Raw genomic sequence first — 18827 nt, 5'->3', positions numbered from 1 at the left:
ACCGACTGGGGATTTCTTCAGCAAAGCGCAGTAAAAGACAGCGTTATGCCGGATTTTTCAGCGTTTTCTTAGCCAAAATATTACCGAACGGACTGACGTACCATTAATTCCGGCGTCAGCACCAATACATTAGGTTCAGTGTTAGGGTGTTCCAGACGATATAACAGTGTATCAACCGCCAATTCGCCGAGCTCATCCTTCGGTTGATGAACCGTAGTGAGAGGTGGGGACATATAGCGGGCCAGTTCAATATCATCGTAACCAATAACTGCCATGTCTTGAGGGATTGAAAGCCCAGCCTGATAAAGTGCGTGATAAACGCCGACGGCCATTGCATCGTTACTGGTGAACACGGCTTCAGGTTTATCTTCCAGCGCTAATAACTGCTGCATAGCGCGATAGCCGGCTTCAAATTCAAAATCACCGAAAATTTCATAGTTAGCAGGAACAAATAGCCCAGCGAGTTGCATCGCCTGTCGATAGCCCTCCAGCCGGTTATAGGCTGTCGTCTTATCTTTAGGACCCGCAATGCAGGCTATCTTTTTATAACCACGAGAGATGAGGTAATTGGTGGCGATTTCACCGCCGAGCAAAGAGTTATCTTTAATAACATCAATAGCGCCTTCAAAAGGTGCCCAATCCATCATGACCATAGGTATAGAAGGATAGCGGCTCATCATTTCAGGCAAGGGGCGATGGCTTTCCGTGCACATCAGCAATACGCCGTCGACCCGCTTTTGCAGCAACGTTTCAAGGCTATGACTCATTCTGTCGCGATCGCCTTCGGTGTTGCACAAAATCAGGCTATAGCCCCGCTCATAACAGCAGCGCTCAACGCCACGCACCACTTCGGCATAAAACGGGTTATTACTGGCTGTAAGCAACATGCCGATGGTACGGGTCTGATTGATTTTCAGACTTCTAGCCAGCGCAGACGGCGCATAGTTGAGATCCTCAACGGCCTTCATTACCTTTTCGCGAATTGCATCGCTGACGAAGCGATTGTTATTAATGACGTGAGATACAGTAGAAGTAGAAACGCCCGCCAAACGGGCGACATCTTTCATGGTGGCCAAAGATCACTCCTGAGCTTGCAAAAATGCGTCGATCTCTTCACGCCATGGGACAGAAGGTTGAGCACCTCGGCGAGTTACCGCAATCGCTGCGGCAGCATGAGCAAATTTCACCGCTGAAGACATTGCCCGGTTTTCCAACAACGCGGTAACCAACGCACCATTAAAGGTATCTCCGGCAGCGATCGTGTCCACGGCTTTTACGCGATAACCTGGAATACGTTGCCCTTGACCATTTTCACTCACCCATACGCCGCGGCTACCCAATGTAATCAGAACCGTTTCGATGCCTTTGTCATGAAGAATCTGTGCTGCGCGAGCGGCATCTTCTTCCGTCTCAACGGTAATTCCCGTCAGGAACTGCGCTTCGGTTTCATTCGGCGTGATCATATCGACCAGCGATAACAGTTCATCAGGCAGTTCACGAGCAGGGGCAGGGTTAAGAATCACCTTTGTTTGGTGTTCATGCGCCAATTTGGCTGCGGCGATAACAGTTTCCAACGGCGACTCAAGCTGCATCAGCAACGCAGAAGCATCAATAATGTGTTGCTGATGACGATGAAGATAATCAGGCGTCACAGCCGCATTCGCGCCTGCGTTAATCGCGATCATGTTCTCAGCTTCAGCGTTAACAAAAATCAGCGCAACGCCGGTCGTTTCCCCGGAGATAGCCTCAACGGCGGAAACATCAATATTGTCCTTGGATAGCTGCTGACAAATACGGGAGCCGATATCATCTTCTCCGACGCAGGCAATAAAGGCGATATCCGCACCACTTCGGCCAGCGGCAACGGCCTGATTAGCGCCCTTCCCGCCGAAAGCGACACTATATTGCTCACCGATCACCGTTTCGCCCGGGCGGGGAAATTGCTCAAGATTGAGAATATGGTCAGCATTAATACTGCCCAGCACCACCAGCTTACCCGTTTTCATTATGTCGAATCCCGCTACGTTAATAATGCGCCACCACAAACGGGTGGCGCGAGCCCTGCTTTATACCCGTCATACTTCAAGCTGCTTGTGCGTTGGTTGCCCTTACTCACCCCAGCCACTTACTTGTGTAAGCTCCTGGGGATTCGTGCGGTTACCGCCTTCATGCAACTCGAATTATTTAGGGTATATTTTTAATTATTTTGCTACCAGCTTCAGGTCAACCGGAATGATGGCCTGAGTTTTTTCACCTTTCAGCACTTTCGCAGCCGTTTCGATACCGATTACGCCGATCTGGTCTGGGCGCTGAGCCACTGTTGCTGCCAGCTTGCCTGACTCAACGGCCTTCACGCCATCCTGAGTACCGTCAAAACCGACAACCAGCACATCTGTTTTGCCTGCAGTTTGCAGTGCACGAAGGGCGCCTAATGCCATTTCATCGTTCTGAGCAAATACAGCCTGAACGTCAGGGTGTGCGGTCAGCAGGTTCTGCATCACGTTCAACCCTTTAGTACGATCGAAGTCAGCAGGCTGGCTGGCCAGCATAGCGAATTTATTTTTCTCAGCAGATTTCATGAAACCCGCCCCACGCTCACGCGCGGCAGAGGTTCCGGCAATCCCTTCCAACTGAATGACCTTGGCACCTTCACCCAATTTCTTGGCAATGAAGTCACCAGCAACTTTACCGCCGAAGGCGTTATCAGAAGCAACGTGGCTCACCACTTCACCGCTGCTGGCGACGCGATCCAGCGTAATGACAGGAATTTTTGCCTGATTGGCCATTTTGATTGCATTGCCTACTGCATCTGAATCAGTCGGGTTAATTAGCAATACTTTGGTGCCGCGTACCGTCAAATCCTGAACGTTAGCCAGTTCTTTCGCAGGGTTATTTTGGGAATCCAGCACAATCAGCTCATAGCCCAGTTTGTCAGCTTCTTTCTGCGCACCCTCTTTCATGGAAACAAAGAACGGGTTATTCAGCGTAGAAACCACCAGAGCAACCGTATCTTTGGCCAAGGCATTAGCACTGACAGTCGCGCTCAGCGCAACAGCGGAAACCAGAATAGCCAGCTTTTTCATATTCATAACTCAATTCCTGTGTGAATGAAGGTTATTTACTGCTTTTGTTATCTACCAGAACCGCCAGCAAAATGACGACTGCTTTGACGATCATTTGGTAGTAAGAAGAAACACCTAATAAATTCAGTCCGTTGTTGAGGAAACCAAGGATAAGTGCGCCAATCAACGTACCAACGATACGCCCTTTACCTCCGGCCAGACTGGTGCCGCCCAATACTACAGCCGCGATAGCATCCAGCTCATACCCTGTGCCCGCCGTAGGCTGTGCAGAGGACAAACGTGCGACTTCAATAATTCCCGCCAGGGCAGACAGCAGCCCACACAGGGAATAAACAATAATCTTGATTTTATCAACGCTGATGCCGGATAAGCGGGTTGCAGACTCGTTGCCACCCAGCGCATAGATATAACGACCCAGACGCGTATGGTGCAGCATGTACCAGGCCGCAGCGAACACGATAGCCATAATCCAGATTGGTGTCGGAATACCCAACGGACGGCCAATGCCAAACCAGCCGAAAGCATCTGCGACGTCGGAAAAGCCAGTATTCACCGGGCTACCGTTGGTATAGACCATCGTCACGCCGCGCAGTAGCAGCATCATGACCAGCGTGGCGATAAACGCCTGAACTTTACCTTTAGAAACGATGACACCGGTGCCCGCGCCAATAAGCGCACCCACCGCTAGTGCGCCAAACACAGCCACCAGCGCATTCACTTCAAGCCCAACGATGGAAGCCGCTACGGCACCCGTCAGCGCCAGCAGTGAACCCACCGACAAATCGATTCCTGAGGTCAGTATCACCAGCGTCATGCCGACGGCCATAATGGCATTCACTGACGTCTGCTGGAGAATATTGAACAGGTTATTCAGGGTGAAAAAGTTAGGGCTCAGGGCGGAAACAACTGCAATCAGGATCAGGAGCGCGATCAGCGATTTCTGCTCCAGTAACCACTCTTTGCTGAACCAGCGTTTTGCCGCGATAGATTGAGAACTCATGTCTGACTTACTCCTGCTTTGCGCCGTATTGCTTACCAACGGCCGCAGCCATCAGTGCTTCCTGGGTTGCTTGCTCAATCGGGAAATCACCGCTCAAGCGCCCTTCGTGCATCACGATGATGCGATCGCTCATTCCCAAGACTTCGGGCATTTCGGATGACACCAATATGATGCTCAGCCCTTCTTCTTTGAATTGATTGATTAACTGGTAAATTTCTTTTTTCGCCCCGACGTCAACACCACGCGTCGGTTCATCGAGGATCAAAACATTGGGGCGCGTCATCAGGCCACGGGCAATCGCTACTTTTTGCTGATTGCCACCGGAAAGCAGGCCAATAGGCTGTTCCATTGAAGGCGTTTTAACGTTGAACAGGCGAATAAAGTCGGCGACCGTCAGTTGCTCTTCGGCGTGCTTGAGACGACCGCCCGCATGGCTGAAATAGCGCAGTGCGGTTAACGACATATTTTCTTTTACCGACATGCCCAAAACCAGACCATCACGCTTACGGTCTTCAGAAATGTAAACGATGCCGTTCGCCAAGCCATCCTGCGGTTTACGCGTCACCACGTCGCGGCCATCAAGCGTTACATTGCCGCCCGTTCGTGGCAGTGCGCCGTAGAGAATCTTCATCAGTTCAGTACGGCCTGCGCCCATCAACCCTGCAACGCCCAGAATCTCACCTTTACGTACGGTAAAGCTGACGCTGTCAACGCCCGGCCCAGACAGGTTCTGCACGTTGAGGCGAACCTCTCCCGGCGCTTTATTCGAGCGCGGGTACTGATCTTCCAGCTTGCGGCCCACCATCATTTCAATCAGCGTGTCTTCCTCCAAGTCGCTCACCGGGCGTTCGCCGATAAACTGACCATCGCGGAAAACGGTAATGTCATCGCAGATTTCAAAGATTTCTTTCAGGCGGTGGGAAATATAGACAATGCCGCATCCCTGAGATTGCAGCTCTTTGATCACGCTGAATAACGAAGCCGTTTCGGTATCCGTCAGGGCATCAGTAGGTTCATCCATGATGATGACTTTGGATTCAAAGCTCAGCACCTTGGCAATTTCCACCATTTGCTGATCGCCAATCGATAAATCCCCCACCATACGGCGGCTGTCATAGCGCAGATTAAGGCGCTTCAGCAGTTTATCGGCTTCCGCATACATCTTATTCCAGTCGATACGACCGAAACGGTTGGTAAATTCACGACCGAGGAAGATATTCTCGGCAATCGTGAGCTGGGGAATCAGGTTAAGTTCCTGATGAATAATACCGATACCTGCTTCCTGAGACGCTTTCGGCCCGTTGAAATCCACCTCTTGTCCTAAAAAATGGATACTGCCGGCATCTTTACGATAGATCCCGGTCAGGACTTTCATCATGGTGGACTTGCCCGCACCGTTCTCGCCCACCAGCGCCATCACTTTTCCCGGATAAACATTGAGTGCCGCACCGGAAAGCGCTTTAACGCCGGGAAAAGATTTCGTGATGCCTTGTAGTTGCAGTAAAGGTTGCATTGATGCCTCAGAACGTTACGCCAGCACAAAGGATGACATTGGCATACGGAGAGCACTCTCCGCTGCGAATGATGGCCCGGCTTTTACCGCTTTGGGTTTTAAATTCTTCATGGCTGACATAGTGCAATGCAATTGAGTTTCCCTGATGCTGTTCAAGTTGCTTCAATTGATTGAGTAATGCGTCATGGACGGCGGGGTTCTTTTCAATCATCTCTTCCGCCAGAATAGCGGCCTCAACCTGCATTTCGCTGGTGACAACATTAACCACCTGCAAAAACGTTGGCACATTGTGCGTCAACGCCAGGTCGATACGGGTTGTCGTTTCAGGAATAGGTAAACCAGCATCACCAATAACAAGACTATCGGTGTGCCCCAGCCGAGCAATCACGGAAGAAATATCTGAATTCAATAATGCTGCTTTTTTCATCTTCTCACCCCACCAGCGAAACGTTTCGCTAACAACATTCTAGAAAAAGAAGTGGGAAAGGCAACGAAGAAATAAAAAAAATGTGATCGCCATCGAAACGTTTCGCTAACAAAAAATAAAGACAAGATAACGCGGTTATCTACTCTAGATAATTCACGTTTCAGGAAGATGGCAAAGAAAGGTGTCTAGTGAGCTTAACCACGTCGATCATTTGGATGAAGAAACGTAGCCAACGCACAGGCAGCCGTAAAGAATGACACAGAGAGAAGGGTGATAAATAGAGAAAGGGCGGGCAATCGCCCACCACGAGAGAATTGAAGATAGCGTATTAGAGTTTACGGATCTGCTTCACATCCAGTTCGACAGAATTGAAGTCTTTATCCAACTCACCCTGGATTTCTACTTTATCCGTGGGTGAAACCATCTGACCATTCCAGCGCTTATGATCGATTTCAACTTCCATCGTGCCTGTGGAATCACGGAACAGATAGTTCTCATCACCGATCCGTTTTTCAATATTACCACTCAGCGTAACCCAACTATCGTCACGCAGATCTTTAGCCTTATCTACCGTCGTGAGGGAATTCTGCGGATCGATGAATCCCCCTTTATGTGTGGCAACCGCAGGCGTTTCTGGATTGACGAAACCACCACCGCTTTGTGCGGCAAACACGGGTGCAGAAACCAGAGCGGTAATGGCAAATAACGCAGCTGCTTTTTTCATCGTATTCCTTCCTTATTTTGCCTGTCGTTTCGCAGTCAACCTGCGGGAGTAATCGGTCTTCGGGAAGGATTAAAACAAACCGTTCTTAACAGAATCTTAAGGACTCAGCTTTTACCTTTTTATTTTTTTATATTGCCGAAATCGTCCGGTTTCAGCGATTTGTCCTGTACACGTCGTCCCCCGATTTCGTATAAAACCTGAAAAGGCGCAAACGCGACAGCGGCACATCCCTTGCGAGGCAGCCATGAGAGTATTGTTAATCGAAGACGATCGCCTGATCGGTGATGGCCTAAAAGTTGGGTTGATCAAACTGGGCTTTAATATTGATTGGTTTACGGAAGGTAAAGCGGGCGCCGCCGCGTTGAAGGCCGCCCCTTATGATGCAGTGGTGCTCGATCTCAGCCTGCCGGGTATGGATGGCATGGATATCTTGCGTCAGTGGCGTCAGTCTGGACATGACGAACCGGTACTGATTCTGACCGCGCGCGATGCGCTGGAACAACGCGTGGAAGGGTTGCAGCAGGGAGCGGATGATTATTTATGTAAGCCTTTTGCGCTAACTGAAGTGGCCGCTCGCCTGCAGGCGCTGATTCGTCGCCGTCACGGTCAACTCCAACCTGCATTAACGCATGGCGCGGTTTCCCTTGAGCCTGGCTCACGGAGCGTCACGCTTAACGGTGAACCGTTGATACTAAAATCCCGCGAGCTGGCGCTGTTGGAATTGTTCTTGCTCAATCCGAGCCGCGTGCTCACGCGTGCACAGTTGGAAGAAAAGCTCTACGGCTGGGATGATGATGTCTCCAGCAATGCGGTAGAAGTCCATATCCACCACCTGCGCAAAAAGTTGGGCAGCGGGTTTATCCGTACCGTACATGGCGTTGGCTATATTCTGGGAGATGCACCATGAACCGACTCAGTCTGCGCTTACGTCTGATTGCGGGCTTTGTGCTGCTGACATTAATTTGCTGGAGTGTCGCCAGTCTGCTTTCGTGGTATCAGACACGTCATAACATCAATGAGTTGTTTGATACTCAGCAAATGCTGTTTGCCAAGCGTCTTGCCACCATGAATCCCGATGAATTGCGGATCCCATCAGCTTCTCTGCCCAAAACCAAAAATCTGGTACATAAAAACCGAGGCAAGCAGGATGATGATGCGCTGGCCTTTGCCATTTTTACCCGCGACGGAAAAATGGTGTTGAACGATGGCGATAACGGCAAAGATTTCATTTTTGACTATAAACGCAACGGCTTCACCGACGGCAAACTGCGCGATGATAACGACGCGTGGCGCATCGTCTGGCTGACGACGCAGGATGATCGTTACGTAATTGCGGTGGGTCAGGAATGGGAATACCGTCAGGATATGACGCTAGATATTGTAAAAACCAACCTGATGCCCTGGTTGTTTGCGCTGCCTATCATGCTGGCACTGCTTTTCTGGCTAGTGACACGTGAGCTCTCGCCACTAAAACGTATTGCCGCTGAGCTTCAGTTACGCTCCCCCGACGACAGCACACCGCTGGCGACGCAGCACATCCCACAGGAAGTCCGTCCGCTGGTCAACGCGCTGAATCTCCTGTTTTCCCGCATAAGCGATATGTTGACTCGCGAGCGCCGCTTTACCTCCGATGCCGCTCACGAACTGCGTAGCCCGCTGGCGGCATTGAAAGTTCAAACCGAAGTCGCGCAGCTGGCGCATGACGATGAGGCCATGCGTCGCCATGCATTAATGAATCTGGATAAAGGTATCGATCGCGCCACACGACTGGTGGATCAGCTCCTGACGCTGTCGCGGCTGGATGCCGAATCGCATCCCGAGGGGATGCAGCCCGTTCAGTTCAATGAATTACTGCAACAGGCGGTGATCGCGCATTACCATACGGCACAAACCGCAGGTATCGAGCTGACGCTGGACTTACCAGATATCCCCGTCATCCGGCAGGGCCATCCGCTGCTGCTCGCCCTGCTGATACGTAATCTGCTAGATAACGCCATTCGTTACAGCCATGAAGGGGGAACAGTAAGCCTGACGCTGACAGAGCGAGGCTTTAAGGTCACCGATAACGGATCGGGCATCAGCGATGAAGCGTTGGCAAGAATCGGCGAACGCTTTTATCGCCCACCAGGGCAGGAAAAATCCGGCAGCGGTCTGGGGATTTCTATCGTGAACAACATCGCTACGCTGCATCAGATGAGGGTTACGTTCACCAATCAGCCCGAAGGCGGGCTGATTGTATCGGTTAGCTGGTAACGATTATTCTCTCTATCGTTAAATCACTAGACGATACGGCTTTCCCAATAGACAGCGACTCGCTGCTTGTTATTAGGGAAACACGGGGATGAGGTTCCCGCAGGGACACCTCGCCCCGTGGTCGACCGTATATCTCGATCTCATCCCAACATAACTTCATATATTGGATTCGCTTAAATCTCGACCTGAATCCCCAACTCAATCAGCCTGTTCGGCGGTATTTCAAACTGATCCGCTGCCCGCAGCGCATTGCGGCTGAGCATCATGAACAGCTTACCGCGCAAGCGCAGATACCACGGCCGTTCACCGATAATCAGCGACTCATTGGACATAAAGAAAGACGTTTCCATCATCTGGCAGGTTAATCCTTCCTGCCAACAACGCTGAAAGACCTCTTCTACATCCGGCGTCTCACGCCAGCCATAGTTGGCGATCACGCGCCAGAACGTCGGAGAAAGCTGCTCAACCGTCACTCGCCGGGCATTCAGCACATAAGGTGCATCCTCCGTTCGCATGGTCAACAGCACCACGCGTTCGTGCAGAATCTTGTTATGTTTGAGGTTATGCAGCAGCGCGAACGGGATCACGCGAGTCGCGCGAGAGAAATACACCGCCGTGCCTGGAACTCGCGTCGGCGGTGATTTCTCCAATGATGCAATCATGGCATCCAGTGAATTGCCATGCTCATGCAACCGACGCAGCAGCCTGAAACGTTCGCTTTTCCACGTTGTCATGATAATAAACATCACCATGCCCAGCGCCAGCGGCAGCCAGCCACCGGACAGAATCTTGACCACGTTTGCCAAAAACATCGGCACGTCGATAATCAACAGGCCAGCCAGCAGAACCCACGCCAGATAGCGATGCCAAAGCCAATTCTTCACCGCAACCGTACAGAACAGAATGCTGGTAATCACCATCGTGCCCGTTACCGCAATACCGTAAGCCGCAGCCAGATTACTCGAATGCTCAAAGCTGACAATCACGATGACAACCGCGATATAAAGCATCCAGTTAATGGCGGGAATATAAATCTGACCAGATTCCATATCTGACGTGTGTACGATACGCATCGGCGGCAAATAGCCCAGCCGCACCGCCTGACGCGTCAGGGAGAAAACGCCTGAAATGACGGCCTGCGAGGCAATAATTGTCGCCAGCGTGGCCAGCACCATCAGTGGAATCAGCGCCCAATCTGGCGCCAGCAGGAAGAACGGGTTTTTGATCGCCTCGGGGTTCTTTAATAACAGCGCGCCCTGTCCGAAGTAATTTAATACCAGCGACGGCAGCACCACCGTAAACCAGGCCAGACGAATCGGGAATTTACCAAAGTGACCCATATCGGCATACAGCGCTTCGACCCCGGTAATGGCAAGCACCACCGCTCCCAGAGCGAAGAACGACACCACTTTATATTCGATAAAGAAGCGAATGGCGTACATCGGATTCAACGCCTGCAAGACTTCGGGGTTAGCGATAATACTGCGCGCACCCAGCACGCCGAGCGTCAAAAACCAAATCAGCATCACGGGCGCAAACAGCTTGCCGACGCTGCCGGTACCGTGCTTTTGAATGATAAACAGTAGAGTCAGGACGACAATCGATAGCGGAACGATATAGCTGTCCATCGACGGCGCAGCGATTTCAAGCCCTTCCATCGCCGACATCACCGAGATAGCCGGCGTGATGACCACTTCCCCATAAAAGAAGCTGCCGCCGATCAACCCCATGATGACCAGCACAGACGTCATGCGGTCGGAGGTATGACGCCCAGCCAGCGACATTAATGTGAGAATGCCACCTTCACCGGCGTTGTCTGCACGCATCACATAGGTCAGGTATTTCAGCGAAACAACGAGGACCAATAGCCAAAAGATCAGTGAAAGAAAGCCAAAGACCGAATCAGGCTCGACCCCAAAACCAAACTGCCCGGATAAACATTCCCTTAACGTATAAAGAGGGCTGGTTCCTATATCTCCATAAACCACCCCGATGGCCGCCAGCGTGACAGCCGGAAGCGAACGTTTATGTTCTGAGCTCATAAACCTATCTTCTGTTATTAATCAGTCCGCGAAGTGCGTCATTCACAGCAACTCGTCCAAAAGCGCACAGTATGCACAAATCAGGATGAAAACCCATTTTTATCGTGCGAGCCCCGTACACGAAACATCCTGTAAAAGGTCGTTTATTGCTTACCGACCCCGTTAGGGTGTAATAATCCGTAAAAGTATTCTAATAAAAATCTGTGATCTGCCGTTTATTATTACTATTGTCTTTCTGAAAGTAGGGTTTTTCTTAGGCACCGCTTTCAGTAAAGCAGGCAGGTTCAAAAATAAACGATTTCAGTACATCACATCATGGGACTAACGGATTAATTATGCGTCAAACTGCGGCATTGGCTGAAAGAATTTCTCGTCTCAGCCATGCGCTAGAACATGGGCTCTACGAAAGACAGCACGCTATTCGCCTCTGTCTGCTGGCAGCACTAAGTGGAGAAAGCGTTTTTCTGCTAGGGCCGCCAGGTATAGCCAAAAGTATGATCGCCCGGCGCCTTAAGTTCGCTTTTCGTCATGCGAACGCATTCGAGTACCTGATGACCCGCTTCTCCACTCCGGAAGAAGTCTTCGGTCCCCTTTCTATTCAGGCACTGAAAGATGAAGGCCGCTACCAGCGCCTGACCGCCGGTTATCTGCCGGAAGCCGAGATCGTGTTTCTGGATGAAATCTGGAAAGCAGGCCCCGCTATTTTGAACACCCTGCTGACGGCCATTAACGAACGACGTTTCCGTAATGGCAACAGCGAAGACACCATCCCCATGCGCCTGCTGGTCGCGGCCTCGAATGAACTGCCGGAGGCAGATGGCGGTCTGGAAGCGCTCTATGACCGGATGCTCATCCGTCTATGGCTCGATCGGGTACAGGAAAAACAGAATTTCCGGGCGCTGCTCGTGAATAACAGTAGCGATCGCGATAACCCCGTTCCTCCTGCTCTCAGCGTCAGCAATGAAGAGTACCAACAGTGGCAGAAAGACATTGAGCACGTCGCGCTGCCGGAAGTGGGCTTCGAGCTGATTTACACGCTGCGCCAACAGTTAGATGCGCTGGAACAAGCGCCCTACATTTCCGATCGACGCTGGAAAAAAGCCCTGCGTCTGCTTCAGGCCAGCGCATTTTTTTGCGGTCGTGATGCCATCACGCCAGTTGATATTATTCTGCTGAAAGACTGTCTCTGGCATGACCAAAATACATTGACGCTCATCGAACGCCAGCTTGAGCTATTGATTACCGAGCATGCCTATCAGCAAAAAAGCCTGCTGTTCCGTCTTCAGCAGATAAATACCAAACGTCAGCAATATCAGCGTGAACAAAGTGAATTGCAGGCATTTTCAGTAGAGAAACAAGGGCACTTCCTGGGCCGAAAATTTCACTACAGCTTGCCTGACACGATCGCCGCTGAAACATTGGATCTGGTACTGCAACGCCCACTGATCCTGCACGATATCGAAGTCAACCACCTGATCATTGAGAAAAATGCCCTGCAGGGCTGGCTGCAAAAAGGTGGGGAAATCCGAGGCAAGCTCAACGGCATTGGGTTTACCCAACGTCTCGATCTGCTGGTGGATGATAGACAGCATCTGGCTATTCGCGACATCAGCCTGCAATCCTCTGTTCTTTCTCTGCCAGAAAAACGCGACTGTGCGCTTCCTGCCGAAATTACCGATGAATATGAAAAGCTGAATATGCAGCTTCGCGAACAGCGTCGCTTATTCAGCCAGCATCAGCCTTGCCTGTTCGTCCCTGGTGAATGGCTAGCTAAAATAGAAGCCAGCCTGCAGCAGGTCGCCGAGCAGATCCAGCAATCAGAGCAACAGGACTAACGCCGATGATCACGCTGGAATCACTAGAAATGCTGCTGTCTATCGATGAAAATGAGCTGCTGGACGATCTTGTCGTCACGTTGATGGCGACGCCGCAGCTCGCTTTCTTCTTTGAAAAGTATCCTAGCCTGAAATCCGCGTTACTCAACGATCTCCCTCACTGGAAAGAAACCTTAAAGCAGCGCCTGCGCACCACGCAGGTACCGCCAGAGCTGGAAAGGGAATTTAGCTGCTACCAACGTTCACAAGCGATCGACAATCAGGCCTTTCAGACACGCCTGCCTGCGATTATGGATACGCTAAACAACGTAGAATCGCCGTTTCTGACGCAGGCATCACAGCTTATTACCTCTCCAGAGAGCACCTTAGGGCAGAAGATAACGAGTGGGCTCCATGCGCTCTTTCTTCAGCGCTGGCGGCTGAGCCTGACACTGCAAACCGTTTCTCTGCATCAGCAATTGATGGATCAAGAGCGGGAAATCCTGCTGAATGAACTGCAACAGCGCCTGACCCTGAGCGGTAAACTCGAACCGATTTTGGCCGAAAATGAAAACGCGGCAGGTCGGTTATGGGATCTTAGCGCCGCACAGCGTATTCACACCGATCCCCGTCCATTACTGGATTTCGGCGCTTTCCTGCAACGCCAGCCTGCATTACAGAAGTTGGCGGAACGTCTGGGGCGCAGCCGGGAGACCAAATCCATTCTTACGCAGGAAGCACCACAAGAAGCTTTCAGGGTAAGGGTACGAGAACCGGCCACCGTACCTGAGCAGGTGAGCGGCGTGCATCAGAGCGACGATATCTTGCGTTTGATGCCGACGGAGCTGGTGACTCTGGGCATCAGCGAACTGGAATTCGAATTTTATCGCCGCCTGCTGGAACATCGATTGCTGACCTATCGCTTACAGGGTGAGAGCTGGCGCGAGAAAGTCACCGAGCGCCCTGTTGTCCATCAACAAAACGAACAGCAGCCGCGTGGCCCGTTTATTGTCTGCGTTGATACGTCAGGTTCTATGGGTGGCTTTAATGAACGCTGCGCCAAAGCCTTCTGTCTGGCGCTAATGCGCATCGCGCTCGCTGATAACCGCCGTTGCTACATCATGCTGTTTTCTACCGGCGTGGTGAAGTATGAGCTGACGTCTGAGGACGGATTAGAGCAGGCAATACGTTTTCTCAGCCAGTCCTTCCGCGGTGGTACGGATATGAGCGCCTGTCTGTCAGCGTTGTTGGATAAGATGGATGATTCACTCTGGCATGATGCCGATGCCGTGGTGATTTCGGATTTTATCGCCCAGCGATTGCCGGATGAAGTGGTGAATAAGGTGAAAAGCCGTCAGAAGCAGCTACAGCATCGTTTTCATGCTGTAGCGATGTCCGATCATGGCAAACCCGGCATAATGCACATCTTTGACCACATCTGGCGCTTTGATACCGGGTTAAAAAGCCGTTTAATGCGCCGCTGGCAGCACGGCAAGGCTTATTAAAGCAGGCCGGAAACTGACTCACGCAGCGGCTGTGGCCATACACCGCACTGAACCTGACCAATGTGCGGCAATTGCAGCAACAACATGACAAGACGAGACTGACCGATTCCCCCGCCGATCGTTTGTGGCATCTCACCGCGCAGCAGCGCCTGATGCCATTCCAGCTTCAGACGTTCTTCATCCTGCGTCAGTGCCAGTTGGCGCGTCAGCGCTTCGGCATCCACGCGGATACCCATGGATGAAATCTCAAACGCATCGTTAAGAACCGGGTTCCACACGACGATATCACCGTTCAAACCTGCTAATTCCTGCTCACCTGGCGTCGTCCAGTCATCATAATCCGGCGCACGTACATCGTGAGAGTGTCCGCTGGACAGCTTACCGCCAATCCCAATCAGGAAGACGGCACCCAGCTCTTTAGCAATAGCTCGCTCACGCCCTTTGGCATCCAGATCGGGATAGCGCTTCAGCAACGTTTCGGTATGCACAAAATGAATTTGTTCCGGCAGGAAAGGCTGAATGCCAAACGCCTGATGTACCGCAGCCTCAGTCGCTTTGATACCCTGATAAATACGCGTGACTGTCGATTTCAGATACTCGGCATTGCGCTCGCCGTCCCCCATCACACGCTCCCAATCCCACTGATCGACATAAACCGAGTGGATCGGGCTCAGACGATCTTCGTCCGGACGCAGTGCCTTCATGTGGGTATAAATGCCTTCGCCGAAGCTAAAATCATATGCGCCCAGCGTTTTACGTTTCCATTTAGCCAGTGAGTGCACCACTTCAAATGTCGCATCAGGTAAAGCCTTAACCTTAACCTGCACTGCTTTTTCCGTACCAGACAAGTTATCCTGCGTGCCATCGCCGATACGGCTGAGAATTGGTGCCTGGACTTCAATCAATCCCAGAAGCTGCTCCAGTTGGCTGGAGAAGAAAGATTTAACGAAGCTGATTTGCTGCTGCTTTTCGATGTACTGCTTTTTCATTGCCGCGTCTCTTATTCATCGTATTTAGTTATTCATTAAGCAATAAAAACAGCTAGTCATTCAATAATCTTATGGATAAATTGCACTTGTGCTTTTAATCCGTCATTTTATAGCGGTATAAAATCATTATTCGCTAAAATAGGAGGCTCAAAGTGGCAGAAATTTATCAGATCGATAATCTCGATCGCGGCATTCTTTCCGCCTTAATGGAAAATGCACGCACGCCTTATGCCGAACTGGCAAAACAGTTTTCAGTCAGTCCAGGCACGATCCACGTTCGGGTGGAAAAAATGAAGCAGGCGGGCATCATTATCGGCACGCGTCTGGATGTAAATCCAAAACAGCTGGGCTATGACGTGTGCTGCTTTATCGGCATCATTTTGAAAAGTGCTAAAGATTATCCCTCAGCGCTGGAAAGGCTAAACAATCTGGAAGAAGTGGTCGAGGCCTACTACACCACAGGGCATTACAGTATCTTTATTAAGGTCATGTGCCGGTCGATCGAGGCGCTGCAACACGTGCTTATCAACAAGATCCAAACAATTGATGAAATTCAGTCCACTGAAACGCTCATCTCCCTGCAAAACCCCATCATGCGGACGATCACGCCGTAATGCTTTTTTCCTATACCCATATTATCCACAGGTAGATCCCAGCCTGATCACAGCGTACAATGTCCCGTCTTTTATCGGATGGGATCACTATGGCAGACATTACCTTAATCAGTGGCAGTACCCTTGGCAGCGCCGAATATGTGGCAGAGCATTTGGCTGAATTGCTAGAAAAGGATGATTTCTCCACTGAAATTCTGCATGGCCCTACGTTCGATGCACTTCCCGAAAGCGGTACATGGCTGCTGGTGACCTCAACACACGGTGCAGGGGAGTTCCCTGACAACCTGAAAGCGCTGTTTGAACAGTTGGAACAGCAAAAGCCCGATCTTTCTCAGGTGAGTTTTGGTGCGATCGGGATCGGCAGTAAAGAGTACGACACATTCTGTGGCGCGATCCAAACAGCGGATCGAGTACTCGCGCAATTGGGGGCTAAACGGATCGGTGAAGTCCTCGAGATCGACATCACGCAGCATCAAATTCCAGAAGATCCAGCAGAAGAATGGCTAGGATCGTGGGTTAATTTACTCAAATAAGATGAAATATTCAGCAGTTGAATGTGGATAACTATGCTTATTTCAGGTGTAAAAGCAGTAGTTATCCCAATAACAACCCAAGTATGTTTTTTGTCCTGTGCATAACTCCGCATTATGATCCCAGCTTATACTGGCTAGGATCACCGATCATTCACAGGTAAGGATCAACGCCATTCTCTTGATCTTTAATGTGAATAATCACTTATCCACACAACATGACGATCCTAATAAGAGATCTAATAAAGAGATCTTTAAATAAAAAGATCTTTCTTTAATTAACGAGGATCCAACGGACTTGGTCGTTGGCTCAAAGTTGAGTAGAATCCCCATCCCAAGGCAAATAACGATCGTTCGCCACTAATCATTCGCAATAATGCGAGGAGCAGTTCCATGTTTTATCCAGATCCATTTGACGTCATCGTGATCGGTGGCGGTCATGCCGGAACAGAAGCAGCAATGGCTTCTGCCCGAATGGGCCAACAGACGCTTTTACTCACACACAATATTGATACGCTGGGACAAATGTCTTGTAACCCGGCGATCGGCGGTATTGGAAAAGGCCATCTGGTTAAAGAGATCGATGCCATGGGAGGGTTGATGGCGCGTGCCGTCGACCAGGCAGGTATACAGTTTAGGATACTAAACAGCAGTAAAGGCCCAGCAGTCAGAGCGACGCGCGCACAAGCGGATCGCGTGCTCTATCGTCAGGCTATTCGCACCGCACTGGAGAATCAGCCGAATCTAACGATCTTCCAGCAAGCTGTTGACGATCTGATCGTGGAAAACGATCGCGTCGTCGGTGCCGTTACCCAGATGGGACTAAAATTCCGTGCAAAAGCCGTGGTGTTAACGGTAGGCACTTTCCTTGATGGCAAGATTCACATCGGGCTGGATAACTACAGCGGTGGGCGTGCAGGCGATCCGCCTTCCATTCCGCTAGCGCGTCGCCTGCGTGAACTGCCTCTGCGCGTCAACCGCCTGAAAACGGGTACACCACCACGTATTGATGCCAGAACAATTGATTTTAGCGTGCTGGCACAACAGCACGGTGACAACCCAATGCCAGTTTTCTCATTCCTGGGGAACGCGAATCAGCATCCGGCACAAATGCCGTGCTACATCACGCATACCAATGAGAAAACGCATGATGTGATCCGTAATAATCTGGATCGTAGCCCGATGTATGCTGGGATCATCGAAGGGATCGGGCCACGCTATTGCCCATCGATCGAAGACAAAGTAATGCGCTTTGCCGATCGAAACACGCATCAGATCTTTCTCGAACCTGAAGGGCTGACGAGTAACGAAATTTATCCTAATGGGATCTCGACAAGTTTGCCGTTTGATGTCCAGTGGCAAATTGTTCGCTCAATGGCCGGGATGGAAAATGCACGTATCGTTCGCCCTGGCTATGCGATTGAGTACGATTTCTTCGATCCTCGCGATTTGAAGCCTACGCTGGAAAACAAATTTGTTCATGGTCTGTTCTTTGCCGGGCAAATCAACGGGACAACAGGGTATGAAGAAGCTGCTGCACAAGGCATGCTGGCTGGCCTGAATGCGGCCCGTTTGGCTGCCGATAAGGAAGGTTGGTCACCACGTCGCGATCAAGCTTATCTCGGCGTGCTGGTTGACGATCTTTGTACGCTGGGTACGAAAGAACCCTACCGCATGTTTACGTCACGTGCTGAATACCGTCTTATGCTGCGCGAAGATAACGCCGATCTGCGTTTGACTGAAATGGGCCGTGAACTGGGGATGGTCGACGATCATCGCTGGGCACGTTTCAACGAAAAGCTTGAGAGCATCGAGAAAGAGCGTCAGCGTTTGCGAGACATTCACGTTCACCCGCAGTCTGAGCAGCTAGATCAGGTCAATTCATTGCTGAAAACGCCGTTGTCGCGTGAAGCGAACGGTGAAGAGCTGCTACGTCGCCCTGAAGTGGATTACGCTCAGCTCACTGCGTTACCACTGTTTGCCCCGGGATTAACCGACGAGCAGGCTGCTGAACAGGTTGAAATTCAGGTCAAATACGAAGGGTATATTGCCCGTCAGCAGGATGAAATTGAGAAACAGTTGCGCAATGAAAATGCGCTGCTGCCTGCCGATCTGGATTACAAGCAGGTGAATGGGCTGTCCAACGAGGTTATTGCCAAGCTGAACGATCACAAACCGTCGTCTATCGGTCAGGCTTCGCGTATTTCTGGCATTACACCTGCGGCGATCTCAATTCTGCTGATCTGGCTTAAAAAACAGGGTCTGCTGCGCCGTAGCGCCTGATTTAAGGTAAAATTATCCCTCTAAATAGCCGGTTATCCGGCTATTTTTAT

General features: G+C 50.8%; 16 protein-coding genes. 7 read left to right on the top strand and 9 right to left on the bottom strand.

Translation table 11 applies throughout. The features are described from left to right. Nucleotides 1-80 precede the first annotated feature (80 nt). The 7 genes from rbsR to A0G03_RS20070 all read right to left on the bottom strand — a co-directional run bounded on the left by rbsR (nucleotide 81) and on the right by A0G03_RS20070 (nucleotide 6747). Nucleotides 81-1076, bottom strand: coding sequence for a ribose operon transcriptional repressor RbsR (gene rbsR / locus A0G03_RS20105; protein ID WP_167389305.1), 996 nt, complete (start codon nucleotides 1074-1076; stop codon nucleotides 81-83). Between the two features lie 3 nt (nucleotides 1077-1079). Beyond that, nucleotides 1080-2006: a ribokinase gene (gene rbsK / locus A0G03_RS20100; RefSeq protein WP_048263465.1), complete on the bottom strand. Its 927-nt coding sequence runs from the start codon at nucleotides 2004-2006 to the stop codon at nucleotides 1080-1082. Nucleotides 2007-2201: 195 nt separating this feature from the next. Beyond that, nucleotides 2202-3089, bottom strand: coding sequence for a ribose ABC transporter substrate-binding protein RbsB (gene rbsB / locus A0G03_RS20090; RefSeq protein WP_048263464.1), 888 nt, complete (start codon nucleotides 3087-3089; stop codon nucleotides 2202-2204). Between the two features lie 25 nt (nucleotides 3090-3114). Further along, on the bottom strand, nucleotides 3115-4083 hold the full coding sequence (rbsC, locus tag A0G03_RS20085) for a ribose ABC transporter permease (RefSeq protein WP_011091661.1): 969 nt from the start codon (nucleotides 4081-4083) through the stop codon (nucleotides 3115-3117). Between the two features lie 7 nt (nucleotides 4084-4090). Continuing rightward, nucleotides 4091-5596 (bottom strand): ribose ABC transporter ATP-binding protein RbsA, encoded by a 1506-nt coding sequence (gene rbsA, locus A0G03_RS20080; RefSeq protein ID WP_048263462.1) that lies wholly within the window; start codon nucleotides 5594-5596, stop codon nucleotides 4091-4093. Nucleotides 5597-5603: 7 nt separating this feature from the next. Further along, entirely contained in the window at nucleotides 5604-6023 is a 420-nt protein-coding gene (gene rbsD, locus A0G03_RS20075) for a D-ribose pyranase (protein ID WP_048263460.1), read from the bottom strand. A 328-nt stretch (nucleotides 6024-6351) separates the two neighbouring features. After that, nucleotides 6352-6747, bottom strand: coding sequence for a YgiW/YdeI family stress tolerance OB fold protein (locus A0G03_RS20070; protein ID WP_048263459.1), 396 nt, complete (start codon nucleotides 6745-6747; stop codon nucleotides 6352-6354). Nucleotides 6748-6991: 244 nt separating this feature from the next. On the opposite strand from A0G03_RS20070, the gene qseB reads away from it, so the two are divergent. Together qseB and qseC are read left to right on the top strand one after the other, a co-directional pair. Then, nucleotides 6992-7654 carry a quorum sensing response regulator transcription factor QseB gene (gene qseB, locus A0G03_RS20065; RefSeq protein WP_048263457.1) on the top strand — a complete coding sequence of 221 codons (663 nt, stop codon included), beginning with the start codon at nucleotides 6992-6994 and terminating at the stop codon, nucleotides 7652-7654. Then, nucleotides 7651-9000 carry a quorum sensing histidine kinase QseC gene (gene qseC, locus A0G03_RS20060; protein ID WP_048263455.1) on the top strand — a complete coding sequence of 450 codons (1350 nt, stop codon included), beginning with the start codon at nucleotides 7651-7653 and terminating at the stop codon, nucleotides 8998-9000. Before qseB ends, qseC begins: the two co-directional genes overlap by 4 nt. Nucleotides 9001-9173: 173 nt before the next feature. On the opposite strand, the gene kup is transcribed toward qseC, so the two are convergent. Continuing rightward, nucleotides 9174-11042, bottom strand: coding sequence for a low affinity potassium transporter Kup (gene kup / locus A0G03_RS20055; protein ID WP_048263452.1), 1869 nt, complete (start codon nucleotides 11040-11042; stop codon nucleotides 9174-9176). Nucleotides 11043-11377: 335 nt separating this feature from the next. On the opposite strand from kup, the gene ravA reads away from it, so the two are divergent. Next, nucleotides 11378-12877, top strand: a complete 1500-nt coding sequence (gene ravA, locus A0G03_RS20050; RefSeq protein ID WP_048263450.1) for an ATPase RavA — start codon at nucleotides 11378-11380, stop codon at nucleotides 12875-12877. A 5-nt stretch (nucleotides 12878-12882) separates the two neighbouring features. Then, complete coding sequence (viaA, locus tag A0G03_RS20045; RefSeq protein ID WP_048263448.1) at nucleotides 12883-14361, top strand: ATPase RavA stimulator ViaA; 1479 nt, start codon at nucleotides 12883-12885, stop codon at nucleotides 14359-14361. Here the strand turns inward: viaA and asnA are convergent. Continuing rightward, on the bottom strand, nucleotides 14358-15350 hold the full coding sequence (asnA, locus tag A0G03_RS20040) for an aspartate--ammonia ligase (RefSeq protein ID WP_039289264.1): 993 nt from the start codon (nucleotides 15348-15350) through the stop codon (nucleotides 14358-14360). The two genes, viaA and asnA, sit on opposite strands and share 4 nt — an antisense overlap. Nucleotides 15351-15502: 152 nt before the next feature. Here asnA and asnC point away from each other — a divergent pair, with 152 nt between their 5' ends. The 3 genes from asnC (at nucleotide 15503) to mnmG (ending at nucleotide 18777) form a co-directional block, all read left to right on the top strand. Then, complete coding sequence (gene asnC, locus A0G03_RS20035) at nucleotides 15503-15964, top strand: transcriptional regulator AsnC (protein WP_048263446.1); 462 nt, start codon at nucleotides 15503-15505, stop codon at nucleotides 15962-15964. 89 nt (nucleotides 15965-16053) lie between these two features. Further along, nucleotides 16054-16497, top strand: a complete 444-nt coding sequence (mioC, locus tag A0G03_RS20030; protein ID WP_048263444.1) for an FMN-binding protein MioC — start codon at nucleotides 16054-16056, stop codon at nucleotides 16495-16497. 390 nt (nucleotides 16498-16887) lie between these two features. After that, on the top strand, nucleotides 16888-18777 hold the full coding sequence (gene mnmG, locus A0G03_RS20025) for a tRNA uridine-5-carboxymethylaminomethyl(34) synthesis enzyme MnmG (protein ID WP_048263442.1): 1890 nt from the start codon (nucleotides 16888-16890) through the stop codon (nucleotides 18775-18777). The last annotated feature ends 50 nt before the right edge of the window (nucleotides 18778-18827 follow it).

Source organism: Pectobacterium peruviense, from assembly GCF_002847345.1.
GTDB classification, from domain to species: domain Bacteria; phylum Pseudomonadota; class Gammaproteobacteria; order Enterobacterales; family Enterobacteriaceae; genus Pectobacterium; species Pectobacterium peruviense.
Note: the sequence above shows the minus strand (reverse complement) of the source record. Positions and strands in the feature narration are given on the sequence as shown.